The organism is Arthrobacter sp. Leaf337 (assembly GCF_001423745.1).
Taxonomy (GTDB): Bacteria; Actinomycetota; Actinomycetes; order Actinomycetales; family Micrococcaceae; genus Arthrobacter.
Genome location: NZ_LMPC01000001.1, coordinates 409,789 through 423,888 on the forward strand (window position 1 = coordinate 409,789; position 14,100 = coordinate 423,888).

General features: G+C 66.6%; 15 protein-coding genes and 1 riboswitch. Of the genes, 8 read left to right on the top strand and 7 right to left on the bottom strand.

Features of this window, described 5'->3' with window-relative positions:
- The first annotated feature begins 14 nt into the window (after window positions 1-14).
- Entirely contained in the window at window positions 15-1,355 is a 1,341-nt protein-coding gene (locus tag ASF98_RS01800) for a glutamyl-tRNA reductase (protein ID WP_055796634.1), read from the top strand.
- A 75-nt stretch (window positions 1,356-1,430) separates the two neighbouring features.
- Here the strand turns inward: ASF98_RS01800 and ASF98_RS01805 are convergent, their stop codons facing one another.
- Window positions 1,431-2,462, bottom strand: coding sequence for an SDR family NAD(P)-dependent oxidoreductase (locus tag ASF98_RS01805; RefSeq protein WP_055796637.1), 1,032 nt, complete (start codon window positions 2,460-2,462; stop codon window positions 1,431-1,433).
- 3 nt (window positions 2,463-2,465) lie between these two features.
- Window positions 2,466-3,665 (bottom strand): molybdopterin-synthase adenylyltransferase MoeB, encoded by a 1,200-nt coding sequence (gene moeB, locus ASF98_RS01810; protein ID WP_055796641.1) that lies wholly within the window; start codon window positions 3,663-3,665, stop codon window positions 2,466-2,468.
- A gap of 84 nt (window positions 3,666-3,749) precedes the next feature.
- Here moeB and ASF98_RS01815 point away from each other — a divergent pair, with 84 nt between their 5' ends.
- Genes ASF98_RS01815 through ASF98_RS01825 form a run of 3 tightly spaced genes read left to right on the top strand, consistent with a single transcriptional unit; the run spans window position 3,750 to window position 5,044 of the window.
- Window positions 3,750-4,418 (top strand): TetR/AcrR family transcriptional regulator, encoded by a 669-nt coding sequence (locus tag ASF98_RS01815; protein WP_055796643.1) that lies wholly within the window; start codon window positions 3,750-3,752, stop codon window positions 4,416-4,418.
- Window positions 4,419-4,469: 51 nt separating this feature from the next.
- The gene (locus ASF98_RS01820; RefSeq protein ID WP_055796646.1) at window positions 4,470-4,694 is read left to right on the top strand and encodes a DUF3107 domain-containing protein; all 225 of its coding nucleotides are present in this window, start codon (window positions 4,470-4,472) and stop codon (window positions 4,692-4,694) included.
- Window positions 4,695-4,741: 47 nt separating this feature from the next.
- Window positions 4,742-5,044, top strand: a complete 303-nt coding sequence (locus ASF98_RS01825; RefSeq protein ID WP_055796649.1) for a hypothetical protein — start codon at window positions 4,742-4,744, stop codon at window positions 5,042-5,044.
- A gap of 6 nt (window positions 5,045-5,050) precedes the next feature.
- Here the strand turns inward: ASF98_RS01825 and ASF98_RS01830 are convergent, their stop codons facing one another.
- The 4 genes from ASF98_RS01830 to thiO all read right to left on the bottom strand — a co-directional run bounded on the left by ASF98_RS01830 (window position 5,051) and on the right by thiO (window position 8,135).
- The gene (locus tag ASF98_RS01830; RefSeq protein ID WP_055796652.1) at window positions 5,051-5,716 is read right to left on the bottom strand and encodes a 4a-hydroxytetrahydrobiopterin dehydratase; all 666 of its coding nucleotides are present in this window, start codon (window positions 5,714-5,716) and stop codon (window positions 5,051-5,053) included.
- Window positions 5,717-5,743: 27 nt separating this feature from the next.
- The gene (locus tag ASF98_RS01835) at window positions 5,744-6,565 is read right to left on the bottom strand and encodes a thiazole synthase (protein ID WP_268760396.1); all 822 of its coding nucleotides are present in this window, start codon (window positions 6,563-6,565) and stop codon (window positions 5,744-5,746) included.
- A gap of 5 nt (window positions 6,566-6,570) precedes the next feature.
- Window positions 6,571-6,807, bottom strand: a complete 237-nt coding sequence (gene thiS, locus ASF98_RS01840; protein ID WP_055796656.1) for a sulfur carrier protein ThiS — start codon at window positions 6,805-6,807, stop codon at window positions 6,571-6,573.
- Window positions 6,804-8,135, bottom strand: coding sequence for a glycine oxidase ThiO (gene thiO, locus ASF98_RS01845; protein WP_055796659.1), 1,332 nt, complete (start codon window positions 8,133-8,135; stop codon window positions 6,804-6,806). Before thiO ends, thiS begins: the two co-directional genes overlap by 4 nt.
- Window positions 8,128-8,247, bottom strand: a riboswitch (TPP riboswitch). (Overlaps the previous gene by 8 nt.)
- A 26-nt stretch (window positions 8,248-8,273) precedes the next feature.
- Here thiO and thiE point away from each other — a divergent pair.
- Window positions 8,274-8,954 carry a thiamine phosphate synthase gene (gene thiE, locus ASF98_RS01850; RefSeq protein WP_055796663.1) on the top strand — a complete coding sequence of 227 codons (681 nt, stop codon included), beginning with the start codon at window positions 8,274-8,276 and terminating at the stop codon, window positions 8,952-8,954.
- Here the strand turns inward: thiE and ASF98_RS01855 are convergent, their stop codons facing one another.
- On the bottom strand, window positions 8,955-9,629 hold the full coding sequence (locus tag ASF98_RS01855) for a ferritin-like domain-containing protein (RefSeq protein WP_055796665.1): 675 nt from the start codon (window positions 9,627-9,629) through the stop codon (window positions 8,955-8,957).
- A 41-nt stretch (window positions 9,630-9,670) separates the two neighbouring features.
- Here ASF98_RS01855 and ASF98_RS01860 point away from each other — a divergent pair, with 41 nt between their 5' ends.
- The 3 genes from ASF98_RS01860 (at window position 9,671) to ASF98_RS01870 (ending at window position 14,096) form a co-directional block, all read left to right on the top strand.
- Window positions 9,671-11,143, top strand: coding sequence for an RNB domain-containing ribonuclease (locus ASF98_RS01860; protein ID WP_055796668.1), 1,473 nt, complete (start codon window positions 9,671-9,673; stop codon window positions 11,141-11,143).
- Between the two features lie 299 nt (window positions 11,144-11,442).
- Window positions 11,443-13,215: a DEAD/DEAH box helicase gene (locus ASF98_RS01865; protein ID WP_055796670.1), complete on the top strand. Its 1,773-nt coding sequence runs from the start codon at window positions 11,443-11,445 to the stop codon at window positions 13,213-13,215.
- 8 nt (window positions 13,216-13,223) lie between these two features.
- Complete coding sequence (locus tag ASF98_RS01870) at window positions 13,224-14,096, top strand: DNA-methyltransferase (protein ID WP_055796673.1); 873 nt, start codon at window positions 13,224-13,226, stop codon at window positions 14,094-14,096.
- Window positions 14,097-14,100: the final 4 nt, after the last annotated feature.

The following is a 14,100-nucleotide window of genomic DNA, read 5'->3' on the forward strand; positions in this document are numbered from 1 at the left end:
ATGATTGTGATGCTGTGGTTCTTTTTTCATTGGTGGCTACACACGCCGACATCGACCTCGAGACCGTTGCTCAACTGAGCACCGGTGCTTCCGAGCTTGCTACATCCGCACTCTCCGGGTCGCCGGCAGTGACGGGTGCGGTGGTGCTTGCCACCTGCAACCGCTTCGAAATTTATGGTGAAGCGCCCCATCCGGATGACGTGGAAGCCGCACGGGCCGCCCTCGTTGCCCAGATCAGTGAACGCACCGGACTCAACGAGCAACTGGTGTCCCGCTCATTCAATACGCGCACCGGCAGCGAAGTCAGCCAACACCTTTTCGCCGTGAGCTCCGGCTTGGACTCGGCTGTGGTGGGCGAACGCGAAATCGCGGGGCAGGTTCGCCGGGCGCTCATCACCGCCCAGCATGAAGGCACTGCCAGCTCAGGGCTCGTCCGCCTCTTTCAGGCAGCATCCAAGACCGCCAAGGATGTCGGTGCGCAGACGGCCCTGGGATCGCGCGGACTGTCCATTGTCTCGGTGGCACTGGATCTCGCCACTGACCTTTCGGAAAACCCCGACTGGTCCACCAAGAAGGCCGTGGTCTTCGGGACCGGCGCCTACGCCGGCGCCACCATGTCATTGCTCCGCGAACGCGGATGCACCGATATTTCCGTCTTTTCCTCCTCCGGACGCGCCGAAGCCTTCGTCGCCACGCGCGGCGGCAAGGCCCTCGACGCCGATTCGCTTCCCTCCGCGGTGGCCGCAGCGGACGTCATGATCGGGTGCAGCGGCTCCGATACCCGCGTCGAAGCGGATGAACTCGCCCGCGTTCGCGCCGGCTCACCCCAGACTCTGATCGCCATCGACCTGGCGCTCACCCATGATTTCGATCCCGCCGTGGGAGAGCTCGACGGCGTGGAGCTGCTGACGCTCGAGTCCGTGCGGCTCGCTGCCCCCCAGGAGCAGGCCGAATCGCTGGCACAGGCCAGCGGCATCGTTACCGGCGCGGCTGCAGCGTTTGAGCAGGAGCGCGAGGCCAGGTCCGTGGACTCGGCGATTGTCGCGCTGCGCCGCCACACCATGAACGTCCTCGACGCCGAAATGGAGAAGGTCCGGGCACGCCACGGCTGCACGGCCGCCGCTGAGGAAGTCGAGTTCGCCCTGCGCCGGATGGTCAAGCAGCTGTTGCACGTTCCCACGGTCCGCGCGCGGGAGCTTGCCTCCAACGGCCAGCAGGAACAGTACATTGCGGCCCTTGACGCGCTGTACGGCATCACCGTTGAGCAGCCCGCCGCTGCCCCGGCTGCCGAATGCCCGGTGGACCACGGCCAGGCCGGCCCGGCGTCCGCCGACCTCCGGCGGGAAACCGCCTAGCCTCAGGCTTCCGGCCCGCCCCGGCGCACGCGCCCGACGCAGAGCCAAACGCCGAGCCAACCGGGCGGCAAGATGTCAGCCGAAGGCGTTGATCCCGGTCATCTCCGCCGAGAGCGTCCACAAGCGCGCAGCATCCGACGGATCCACCGCGTGCGCCTCCACTCCCCTGATCCGGGCTTCAGGACTCCCCGTCCGGGTGGGTTCGGCGATGTCGCAGTCCTCGCAGTAGACCCCGCCCATGCCCTGCAACGCCGGGGACGTGGCGGCCCACACTGTGGTTGCGGCGCCCTGTGCCGGGGTCTTGAACCTGGCATCGACGTTGCCGTCCTGGTCCATCCAGCCGGCGGCCACCATCTCCTCGCGCGGCAGGTGGCGCTGCAGTTCCGTCATGATGCCGCCGGGATGCACGGCGAATGCCCGAACGCCGGAGTCCCTTCCGAGGAAGTCCAGGTGCACGGCGAAGAGGGAGTTGGCCGTCTTGGCCTGGCCGTAGGCTTTCCATTTGTCGTAGCCGGTGTCGAAGTTGATGTCGTCGAAACGGATGGGCGAGAGCTTATGCCCGGTGGACGACAGCGAGACCACGCGCGCGCCCTGGCCGGCCGCCAGCGCGGGCCACAGCAGGTTGGTCAGGGCAAAGTGTCCCAGATGGTTGGTGGCGAACTGCGACTCCCAGCCGCGACCGACGCGCCGCTCGGGGCTGGCCATGATGGCTGCGTTGTTGATGAGGATGTCCAGGCCTGCGGCTGGGTCCCCGGACGCCGCGGACAGGAACCCGTCTGCAAAGCTTTTCACGCTGGCCAGATCCGCCAGGTCCAGCGCCCCGACACTAACGGCTCCGCCTTCTGCTCCGGCAGGCAGTCCGAAGGGTATTCCGGCCGCTTCCAGCATTTCCCGCGCATGGCCGGGCCTCCGTGCGCCCACCAGCACCTCGGCGCCGGCGGACACTAGTGCCCGGACCGTCTCCAGTCCGAGTCCGGCGTATCCGCCCGTGACGATGGCAGTCCTGCCGGTCAGGTCGATGCCGGCAACGACCTCAGCGGCGGTCGACTCCTTGCCGAAGCCGGAACCGGTTTTACGTTGCGGCGTCCTGCTGGTGTCCTGGTTCATTGCTCAGTAAACCGGCTTGGCCGGCTCCACTTCCCGTACCCAGGCAAGGATGCCGCCGTCGAGGTGGCTGACCCGCTGGTAGCCTGCCTTGCGCGCCGCCGCCAGGACGGCCGCTGAGCGCGTCCCGGCCTTGCAGTGGAACACAATGTCCTTGTCCTGGGGCAGCTCGGCCCACGCCTCCCCCGCCAGGATCCTGCCCTGCGGGATCAGGACGGAGCCGTCAATGCTGACGATGTCATGCTCGCCGGGCTCGCGGACGTCCACGAGTTCGAAGTCCTTCAGGCCGGCTTTGCGCGAGGCCAGCATGGTGGCCAGCTGAGTGGCCGTCACGGTGTTTTCCTTGGCCGTTTCAGCCTCCGGAGCTATTCCGCAGAATGCCTCATAGTCCGTGAGTTCCGTGATGCGTTCAGCCGCCGGGTCCCGTGCCACCTTGATCTCGCGCCAGCTGCCGCCGAGGGCGTCGAACAGCGCCACACGTCCCAGCATGGAGCGCCCGACGCCGGTGATCAGCTTCACTGCCTCGGTCACCATGAGCGAGCCGACGGCCGCGCACAGCATCCCGAACACGCCGCCTTCGCCGCAGGAAGGCACCGAGCCGGCCGGCGGCGCCTCCGGGTAGAGGTCGCGGTAGGTGGGGCCGTGCTTCTCCCAGAACACGCTGACCTGGCCGTCGAAACGGAAAATGGAGCCCCATACGTAGGGCTTGCCGAGGATGGCGGCGGCATCGTTGACCAGGTAGCGTGTGGCGAAGTTGTCGGCGCCATCCAGGATGAGGTCATAGCCTGCGAACAGCTCCAGTGCGTTCGAGGCGTCCAGCCTGACATTGTGGAGCCGAACATCCACCAAGGGGTTCAGCGCGGCAATGGAGTCGCGGGCTGACTCGATCTTGGGCCTGCCCACGTCCGCAACCCCGTGGATGACCTGACGCTGCAGGTTGCTCAGGTCAACGGCGTCGTCGTCGATGATTCCCAGGGTTCCCACGCCTGCAGCGGCAAGGTAAAGGAGCGCCGGCGAGCCCAGGCCGCCGGCTCCGATGACCAAGACCTTGGCGTTCTTGAGCCTGCGTTGGCCCAGCGTGCCGATTTCGGGAATGATGAGGTGGCGGGAGTAGCGCTCCACCTCTTCGGCGGTCAGGGCATCCGCCGGTTCCACGAGCGGATCCAGGGTTGCAGGGACAGCAGTTGCGGTGAACGTGGAAGCCATACTTCAATGTATGCCCGAAGATACCGCCAGGTCATATTACCCGCGCGTAAAGTGTAGGTAACTGCAATCGAAAGAAGGCCAACAGTGGTTCATCATGCACCGGTTGATCGGACACAGGCCGGGAAGGCAGCCGCGGGACAGACGCGGGCCGGCGGTGCGCGTTCAGCGCGGCTCCCGCGTGACGAACGACGCGCCCAGCTGCTGGCCGCCGCGCAGGAAGTATTTGTGGCCAACGGCTACCACGGTGCGGCCATGGACGAGATCGCGGAAACGGCGCACGTCAGCAAGCCGGTGCTGTACCAGCACTTTCCCTCCAAGCGCGAGCTTTACCTTGCCCTGTTGGACAGCCATCTCAGTTCCCTGACCGAGCTGATGATGGGCGCCCTGAATTCCACCGATGACAATGACGAACGCGTCCAGGCGGTCATGCGGGCGTATTACCGCTTTATTGCCAGCGACGACCAGGCGCACCGCCTGGTCTTTGAATCGGACCTGATTAATGACAGCGACGTCAGTTCCAGGCTCGAAACTTTCAACAAGGCTTTTGCCGATGCCATTGCGCGGGTCATCGCCGAGGACACGAAGCTCCCCATGCTGGAGGCCCAGCTGCTGGGTCGTGGACTCGCCGGAATGGCGCAGGTCAGCGCGCGCTATTGGCTCGAAACTGACGGAAACCTGGACCTCGATGTGGCCAGTGACCTGATCTATCGTTTAGCTTGGCGCGGAATCTCCCGCTTTCCCAAGGAAACCTAGACTACAAATAGAGAACACCTTTAGAACTTTGATTGGCTGGGAGGCCTCGCTGTGGAAGTAAAGATCGGCATTCAGAACATCGGCCGCGAAATTGTGCTGGAATCGGCTCAGGATGCTGACGCTGTTGCCAAGCTCGTCGAGGAAGCCATCGCCAAGGGTTCCGAGCTTCGCCTGGCTGACGACAAGGGCCGCGTGGTCATCGTTCCCGCCAACGTCCTGGGTTACGTTGAAATCGGGGCAGAGGAAGCCCGCCGCGTCGGGTTCGGCCAGCTCTAGGCACCCCACATAGACCAACCCGCTCTGCAGCAAGGAGTTCGCCGAAAATGCTTTCCCTGGTAATCGTGGCCCTGGTCACCGCTGCCACAGGCCTTGTTGTCTGGGCCAACGACCGGCGCCATGCGAAGTACGGCATCGCCATGCCGCCGGGCGTTTCCCTTGCCGTGGGGATGCTGAGCTGGATCATCTTCATGGCAGCGGGGCTTGGTTACCAGCCCGGCCTGACGTGGATTCCCTGGGTGCTGCCCATGGTGCTGGGCACCGGGGCGGCACTCGCTGCCGCGGTGTACCTGGGCCGGAAGCGTACCCTGCATGACACAAAGCAGCTGACAGCAGCCCTGAGACTCTAGCCAGGGCTACAGATCCGGTTCGTGCCCTTCCTCGGTGCAGAGGCACAGTCGGTTTCCCTGCGCATCCGTGACCACCACCCAGTTGGGTGCGTGGTCACGGTTCATTAAGGCCCCGGTGGCTTCGGTTTTCTCCAGTGCCGGGCCGGATTCCGCTTTGCTCCGGTGGATGTCCAGGTGGAAGCGGTTCTCGTTCGGGGTGGGCGTTTCCTGGAACCAGACCCCCGGGCCGCGGCCGTAGGGGTCGACCAGGTCGCCGTACCTGCCTTTCCGGTAGCCAAGGGCAGTCCGCCACACCTCGGAAATCTCGTCCGGGTTCGCAGTGTCTATGGCGATCTCCACTGTCCGGTACAGGCCGGGCTCAGCGGCCGCCGACGCAGCAGCGGCTGCCAGGCTCACGGCCGCTGCAGCGGTGACGTCACGCTCCGTCACCTCCGAGCCGGCGTCGTGCGAGGTGAAGCGGATGAACACCCTGTTGTAGCGCCAGTCCAGGTCCGGGTGGTGGTTTTGCTCCTCGGCGAGGCGCCCGACGGCGGCAATCAGCTCGAGCGCTCCGGCCGCCGTCGGCGTCTTGAAAACGGTAACCAGGCCTCCCAGCCGGTACCTCCAGTCGGGAAGGTCCGCCAGGGCGGCGTCGATCCGGGCTCGCGTCAGAACGTCTTCCTTGCCGGTCACCGCTGGCTCCTTGCCTGGTTCGGACTGCTACAGGAACTCCGCCCGGCCCTCCATGGCGGACGAGGCAAGGGCGTGTTCGCGGCGCGGAATCCGGCCGGCCGCCTTCGCCAGCCTACCGGCGATGACAGCGTGTTTGAAGGCCTCCCCCATCATCGCCGGGTTCTGCGCCCGGGTCACTGCGGTCGCCAGCAGCACCGCGTCGCAGCCCAGTTCCATGGCGAGGGCCGCGTCGGACGCCGTACCGATGCCGGCGTCCAGCACCACGGGAACGGATGCCCTGGAAACGATGAGTTCGATGTTGTGCGGGTTCAGGATGCCCAGGCCGGTGCCGATGGGCGATCCAAGCGGCATCACGGCCGTGGCTCCGAGGTTCTCCAGCCGCAGGGCCAGCACGGGGTCGTCATTCGTGTAGGCGAATACCTTGAACCCGCGGTTGACCAGTTGCTCTGTGGCATCCACGAGTTCCACAGCGTCCGGCAGGAGGGTGTGCTCGTCGGCAATCACTTCAAGCTTCACCCAGTCCGTTTCCAGCGCTTCCCGCGCCAGTTCCGCCGTCATGACGGCGTCCCGTGCGGTGAAGCAGCCGGCCGTATTGGGCAGGACCCTGATGTTGTGGTCCACCAGGAGCTGGAACAGCGAACCTGTTTCCGCCGGGGAATAGCGGCGCATGGCCACGGTGGTCAGCTCCGTGCCCGAGGCGATCAGCGCCGCCCCCAGACCGTCCAGGCTGGGCGCGCCGCCGGTTCCCATGATCAGCCGCGATCCCAGGTGGACACCGTCCACGATGAAGGGGTCCGCCGCCGCGTGCCGTGCCGTCCCTGCCACGCCGGCAACCGTAGTTCCTGCCATGATGCTCAACCTCCCTGTACCGCGGTAACGAGTTCGACGTCGTCGCCCTCGGCGAGCGCCGTGACGAACCACTGGCTGCGCGGCACCACCTCGGAATTCCGGGCCACTGCGACGCCCAGCTTCCGGCCGTCTGCGGCCTGCCCGTTGGGGGCGAGGTTCCTGCCAGTAACCTGGCTGATGAGGGTGGTGACAGACGCGCCGTCGTCCACCGCATGGACGGTGCCGTTCAGTGTGATGTTCATGCTGTTTCCTTGTTCGGGTCAATTGTGACGATGTTCGGTGGCGTTGCCGGTGTTGCCGGTGTTGGCGAAAGGCCGGAAAACCGGTCGGGCCGGAAAGGCGCCCAGCGGACGTCGGCGGTGCCGTCCATGAGCTGCCTGCAGATGGACGCTGCCGCAGGAGTGAGCAGGACACCGTGGCGAAAGAAACCGGTGGCAATGATCAGCCCTTCGACGTCCTTGCCGGTTCCCGCAACGGCTACGCGCCCCAGCAGCGGCGCGTTGTCCGGCGTTCCCGGACGCGCCCTTGCCGTGGCCTCCAGGAGTTCCAGTTCGGCGACGGCCGGAACCAGCACCTGCGCGTCACGGAGCAGCTGGTAGACGCCGCCGGCTGAAACGGCTGAACGGATCGGCGTTGCGTGTCCGGCTCCAAGGTCCGCAGCGTCTGCCCCCGGGAGGGCGTCTTCACGCTGCGTGGCCCCGATCACCACGGTTCCGTCCTGCCGGGGCACGATGTAGACGGGAACCCCATGGACCATGCCGCGAACGGTGGATGTCAGCAGCGGCCTCAGGTAGGCGGGGACCCGCAGGCGCAGGATGTCCCCGTACACCGGGCGGAGGGGCAGCTTCAGTCCCGCGGGCAGCCCGCCGAGGGACGCAGACTCCAGCCCGTTGGCAATAATCGTCTCCGCTGCGTGCACTGCACCTCCCCCGGCCAGGCTGACACCGCTGACCCGCCCGTCCTCCCACAGCAGGCCGGCCGCCCGCCGGCGGACGGCGGAACCTGCCAGCGACTCCGCGATGAGGGCGAGGAGCTTGCGGGGATCCACCTGGTGGTCCGCCGGGATGTCGAAGGCACAGGAGATCCCGGGACTCAGCAACGGCTCCCGGGCCCGCGCTTCCCTGACGGTCAGCGGTTCCACGGTGAGGCCGCTCGACAGCTGGACGCCGCGCAGGTCGGCGAGCGCGCGGCGGTCGGCGGCGTCGGCCCCCACGGCGAGGGTCGACGTCGTGAGGTAGCCGGTGTCCGGGCCGCCGCTGCCGGATTCCCCGGGAACCCCCTCGGTTTCAAGGCTCGCCGCAAACGCGGGCCACAGCCCGGAGGAGTGCAGCATGAGCTCCAGGAGGTCCTCCTCCTGGTAGTGGAGTTCGCTGACCGGTGCCAGCATGCCGGCGGCGGCCCAGCTCGCTCCCGTACCGGGCGCGTCATCGATGAGCACCACGGACCGGCCCGACTGCCGGGCCTCCCAGGCGATGCCATGGCCGATGATTCCGCCGCCAACCACGGCGACGTCGGCGCTGATGTCGCGGCTGCGCGCGGCGGGGCTGCCTGCTGGGGTATGCGGGGCCATAGTCATCCTTCCCTACGCCGGTACTAACCGGATCAGGTCAAGCGGTCGGCTCTGACGCCCTCTCAGCCCTGCAGCTTTGTGACAGCTGCTGCGGGCTCCCGCGGTACTCCCCCAGTTTAGGGGAACTAGGCTGGTGCCATGACCGAGCAAGCTCTCCTCACCGATGCCCGCCTGTACCTCTGCACTGACGCCCGCACGGACCGCGGCGATTTCGACGACTTCGTAGATGCCGCCTACGCCGGTGGCGTCGACATCATCCAGCTCCGCGACAAGAACCTGGAGGCAGCCGAAGAGCTCGAACTTCTTGCTGTGCTGGAGTCCGCTGCGCGCCGCCACGGGCGCCTGTGGTCGGTCAACGACCGCGCGGACCTCGCCTCGCTCTCCGGCGCACCCGTGCTCCACATCGGACAGAAGGATCTTCCGCTGGCGGCGGCCCGGACGTTCCTCGGCAACGAAGCCGTCATCGGCCTGTCAACGCACAGCACCGGGCAGATCGACGCCGCCATGGCCGCATCCCGCGGTACCGGAGGACTGGACTACTTCTGCGTGGGGCCGGTCTGGGCCACCCCCACGAAGCCGGGGCGGGCCGCCGTCGGCCTCGACCTGCTCCGCTACGCGGCAAGCGCCGCCGGCAAAGAAGCGGCCGCCGGGACGACGCTCCCGTGGTTCGCTATCGGCGGCATTGACCTGGGCAACGTTGAGCAGGTGGTGGCTGCAGGGGCGCAGCGGATTGTGGTGGTCCGCGCCATCACCGAGGCTGACGATCCCGCCGCGGCCGCGCGATCACTGCTCGAAGCGCTCGACACCGGCGCATCCTGACTATCCGGTCAGTCCGAGCTGCGTCATCCGCTTGGAGTGGTTTTCCGCCAGCCCGGCGATCAGGCCGCTGACCAGGTCTTTCGCCTCGACGGTGTCCTCGCCGCCGATCAGGCTTCCCAGGAACGCATGCTCGTAGCTGACGCGCTGCGCCTGGGTCAGGGCTTCGCCCAGCAGCCGCCTGCCCCACAGCGCCAGCCTGGAGGCGAGCCTGGGATCATCGGCGAGGGCGCCCTTGAGCCGGTCGCGGAGAACCTCCGTCGTTTCATCGGAGGCCTGGATCTGTTCGATGAGTTCCCGCGTTTCGGCGTCGACGTATTGTGAGATGGCCCGGTAGAAGTCGGCAGAGACCGTGTCGATGACGTAGGCCTTCATGAGCGATTCGTACCAGTCGGCCGGGCGTGTCCGCGAGTGGAAGTAGTCCACGGCTGGCTGGAAAGGCAGCATGGCGTCCTCGGCGTCGATCCCCCTGGCCTCGAGCCGGGCGTTCACCAGTTCGTAGTGCCGGAACTCCACTACGGCAATCCTGCCGAGCACCGCCCGGTCGTGGAGGGTGGGCGAATACCGTGCGTCCGCGGCAAACCGTTCAAAGGCCGAAAGCTCGCCGTAGGCCATCATTCCGAACAGGTCCGCGACGAAGCGGTTGTAGCGAGCAGTGTCAGCCGGGGTTGAGCTCATCGTCCAAGACTAATGGCGGAAATGGAGCTAACCTGACTTTCGTGTCCCATCATCGCCTGACTCCAAGTGTCCACGAACAGACCAACCGGCTGGCCGACGCGCTGAACGCGCTCCGTACGGAGTTGGAGCTGCCGGGGCCGTTTCCTGATGAAGTCCTCCAGGATGCGCTGGCGGCCATTGCGGAACACAAGATGCCGGACCTGGACCTCACGGATGTGGGCTTTGTGACCATAGATCCGGCGTCGTCCACGGACCTGGACCAGGCCCTGTTCATCGAGCGGTCAGGCGACGGGTACAAGGTTTTCTACGCCATCGCCGATGTGCCGTCCTTTGTGGCACCCGGCGGGGCGCTGGACGCCGAAACACGCCGCCGGGGGCAGACGTTCTACGCCCCGGACGGCCGGATTCCGCTTCACCCGGAAGTCATCAGCGAACAGGCGGGCAGCCTGCTGGCCGGACAAATGTGCTCCGCTTTCGTCTGGGAGTTCGGCCTGGACGCGGGGGCCCGCGTGCAGTCAGTGCTGGTGCGCCGTGCCAAAATCCGGAGCCGTGCCAAGCTCAGCTACAAGGGCGTCCAGGCCGAACTCGACGCCGGCACTGCCGCCCCCGTCCTGCAGCTGCTCAAGGAAGTGGGGCTCAAGCGGGTGGAACTGGAAAGGCTGCGCGGCGGAGCAAGCCTGAACATGCCGGAACAGGACATTGAACAGCTGCCCGACGGCGGCTACCGCATTGTCGCTGCTCCGTCCCTTCCGGTGGAGGACTGGAACGCCCAGATCTCCCTCATGACCGGCATGGCTGCGGCGGACCTGATGCTGGAAGGCAAAGTGGGGATCCTGCGGACCATGCCTTCGCCCGACGAACGCTCGCTCCTGCACTTCAAACGGCAGACGAACGCGCTCGGAAAGCCCTGGGACGGCCGGGCGAGCTACGGGGAGTACCTGCGCTCCCTTGATCCCACGGACCCCAGGCAGCTGGCCATCCTGCATTCCGCCGGCATGTTGTTCCGGGGCGCCGGCTATACGCCCTTTGACGGCACAGTGCCGAAGGACGCCATCCAGTCGGCAATCGGAGCTGCCTACGCGCACACCACGGCCCCGCTGCGGCGGCTGATAGACCGTTTTGTCCTGGTGATCTGCGAGGCGCTGAGCAACCGCACTGCTGTCCCCGGCTGGGCCCGTGACGCCCTGCCGTCCCTGCCGGAGATCATGGCGGCCTCGGACCAGCTGGCAGCAAGGATGGAGCGGCTGGCCCTGGACACGGTGGAGGCCGCCCTCCTTGTCAACCACATCGGGCAGGAGTTCGACGCCGTGGTCATCTCCGGTTCGAAACCGGGCAAGACAAACGGAAACGGCGGCAACGGAAACGGGAACGGACCGTCCGGCATCATCCAGATCGCGGACCCGGCAGTGACCGCCAGGTGCCCCGGCGAACTTGAATCCGGCACCACGGTCCGGGTCAGGCTGATCTCCTCGGACATCGACACACGCGCGATCCGGCTGGAGTTGGTGGAGTGATTGTGGATTGGCTGTGGGCCGTGCCCGGGGCGTCAGTCGGGGATGGTTGCGCTCAACAGCTAGACTGAAGGGGTAGTAATGGATGCCCGGTCGTTGATTTCCATGATTTTTGAATTCAACAAGCCCGCCCCTACGCGATCTTGAGATACACCCGTTGGTCCCCAGTGCCAGCATTTAGATAGCCCGCGATCGGCTTCCACTGGATTTGCTTGCGCGCCTGAGCGTGCTCCGGAACGGCCTTGCGGCCGGCCCCGTTGAGCAAGCAGCGCCAATGCCCAAATGAATAAGGAAACTCCCCTGTGAGTGAATTGCACACGCACCAACTTCTGACCGACGACACCGGCACCGAATCGATCGAGCCGGAAGAGACCATCATCTCGGACGAAAAACCGCACGAGATTGAAGAAAAAACCTTCGCCGACTACAACGTCCGCGCCGACATCGTCGAGTCCCTGGCCGACGCCGGAATCACCCACCCCTTCCCCATCCAGGCGATGACCCTGCCCGTGGCCCTCGCCGGCCACGACATCATCGGCCAGGCGAAGACGGGCACCGGCAAGACCCTCGGCTTCGGCATCCCCGCGCTGCAGCGCGTGGTGGGACGCGACGACCCCGGATTCGATAAGCTGGCAGTCCCGGGCGCGCCGCAGGCGCTGGTGATTGTGCCCACCCGCGAACTCGCTGTCCAGGTTGCCAAGGACCTCGAAAACGCTGCCCGCAAGCGCAATGCCCGCATTGCCACCATTTACGGCGGCCGTGCCTACGAGCCCCAGGTGGAGGCGCTGCAGAAGGGCGTCGAGGTTGTTGTCGGCACCCCCGGGCGGCTGATCGACCTTTACAAGCAGAAGCACCTGAGCCTGAAGAACGTCAAAATCGTCATCCTCGACGAAGCCGACGAAATGCTGGACCTCGGCTTCCTGCCGGACGTCGAGACGCTGATCGCGGGAACCCCGGCCGTCCGCCAGACCCTGTTGTTCTCGGCCACCATGCCCGGCCCGGTCATCGCCATGGCGCGCCGCTACATGACCCAGCCCACCCACATCCGTGCTGCTGATCCGGACGACGAGGGCCTCACCAAGCGCGACATCCGCCAGCTGATCTACCGTGCCCACAGCATGGACAAGGTCGAGGTCGTCGCCCGCATCCTGCAGGCCCGGGGACGCGGCCGCACGATCATCTTCACGAAGACCAAGCGCACCGCCGCCAAGGTGGCCGAGGAACTGGTGGACCGCGGTTTCGCCGCGGCCGCCATTCACGGCGACCTCGGCCAGGGCGCCCGCGAGCAGGCGCTGCGCGCCTTCCGGAACAACAAGGTCGACGTCCTGGTGGCCACCGACGTCGCCGCCCGCGGCATCGACGTCGACGACGTCACGCATGTGATCAACTACCAGTGCGTCGAGGACGAAAAGATCTACCTGCACCGCGTCGGCCGCACCGGCCGCGCCGGAAACAAGGGCACCGCCGTGACGTTCGTGGACTGGGACGACATGCCGCGCTGGGGCCTCATCAACAAGGCCCTTGGCCTGAGCTACCCGGAGCCGGTGGAAACCTACTCCTCCTCGCCGCACCTCTACGAAGAGCTGGACATCCCCGAAGGCACCAAGGGCCGCCTGCCCCGCGACAAGCGCGTCCTTGCCGGCGTCGACGCCGAAGTCCTCGAGGACCTGGGCGAGACCGGCAAGAAACCCGGGCGCGGCAGCGCAAGGGACGGCGGACGGGACACCGCCCGTGGCGGAAGCACCGGCGGCGGACGGGACGGCAGCCGCTCCGGCGGACGCGATTCCCGCCGCAGCGACGCCGGCGGCAGCCGGGACAGCGCCGGACGCGAGGGCTCACGCTCAGGTGACCGCCGCCGTCGTTCCTCCGACAGCAGTTCAGCAGCCGCTCCCGCTGCCGAGGCGGCCCCGGTGGCAGCTCCGGTGGCAGCTGCGGTGGCAGCTGCGGCGCCCGCCGAGGTTGACCGGGCCACCCGCGCCCGCCGCCGCACCCGCACGCGCCGCCGCAACGGCGAAGTTGTGGGCGGCGGAACTGCAGCGCAGGACGGCGCGCACCACGGCAACACTGAGGCCTAAACCCCTCAATGACTGACACCGTCTGGGCGCCGGACGGCAGCAACCTGGTGGTACACGCGGATAACGCCGAGTACCTCCCCACGCTGCCGGACGGCGCCTTCACACTCATCTACGTCGACCCGCCGTTCAACACCGGCCGCGCCCAGAGCCGGCAGCAGACCACCATGGTGCGGAACGCGGACGGCGGCGGCGACCGCGTGGGTTTCAAGGGCCGCTCCTATGACACGATCAAAGGCGCCCTGCACAAATACGACGACGCCTTCAGTGACTACTGGTCGTTCCTGGAACCGAGGCTCGTGGAAGCGTGGCGGCTGCTGGCCGACGACGGCACCCTCTACCTTCACCTGGACTACCGGGAAGTGCATTACGCCAAGGTGATGCTGGACGCCATCTTTGGCCGCGAATGCTTCCTGAACGAAATCATCTGGGCATACGACTACGGCGCCCGTGCCAAGTTCCGCTGGCCCACCAAGCACGACAACATCCTGGTGTACGTCAAAAACCCGGCCAAGTATCACTTCGACAGCGCTGAAGTGGACCGCGAACCATACATGGCGCCGGGGCTGGTGACTCCGGAAAAGCGGGAGCTCGGCAAGCTGCCCACGGACGTCTGGTGGCACACCATCGTCTCCCCCACCGGCAAGGAAAAGACCGGCTACCCGACGCAGAAGCCCGAGGGCCTGATCCGCCGCGTCGTGGCCGCTTCAAGCCGGCCGGGCGACTGGTGCCTGGACTTCTTCGCGGGCTCCGGCACCCTGGGTGCGGTGGCCGCCAAGCTCGGCCGGAAATTCGTCTGCGTGGACCAGAACCAGCCCGCCATCGACGTGATGGCCAAGCGCCTCAGCGCCCACGCGACGTTCACGTCCTTCCCGCCCAACTGACTCG

What these genes read in the sequence shown, in the direction of transcription:
- ASF98_RS01805 (WP_055796637.1), bottom strand. Translation starts at nt 2,462, where the DNA reads ATGAACCAGGACACCAGCAGGACGCCGCAACGTAAAACCGGTTCCGGC.
- moeB (WP_055796641.1), bottom strand. Translation starts at nt 3,665, where the DNA reads ATGGCTTCCACGTTCACCGCAACTGCTGTCCCTGCAACCCTGGATCCG.
- ASF98_RS01825 (WP_055796649.1), top strand. Translation starts at nt 4,742, where the DNA reads ATGCTTTCCCTGGTAATCGTGGCCCTGGTCACCGCTGCCACAGGCCTT.
- ASF98_RS01835 (WP_268760396.1), bottom strand. Translation starts at nt 6,565, where the DNA reads ATGGCAGGAACTACGGTTGCCGGCGTGGCAGGGACGGCACGGCACGCG.
- thiS (WP_055796656.1), bottom strand. Translation starts at nt 6,807, where the DNA reads ATGAACATCACACTGAACGGCACCGTCCATGCGGTGGACGACGGCGCG.
- thiO (WP_055796659.1), bottom strand. Translation starts at nt 8,135, where the DNA reads ATGGCCCCGCATACCCCAGCAGGCAGCCCCGCCGCGCGCAGCCGCGAC.
- thiE (WP_055796663.1), top strand. Translation starts at nt 8,274, where the DNA reads ATGACCGAGCAAGCTCTCCTCACCGATGCCCGCCTGTACCTCTGCACT.
- ASF98_RS01855 (WP_055796665.1), bottom strand. Translation starts at nt 9,629, where the DNA reads ATGAGCTCAACCCCGGCTGACACTGCTCGCTACAACCGCTTCGTCGCG.
- ASF98_RS01870 (WP_055796673.1), top strand. Translation starts at nt 13,224, where the DNA reads ATGACTGACACCGTCTGGGCGCCGGACGGCAGCAACCTGGTGGTACAC.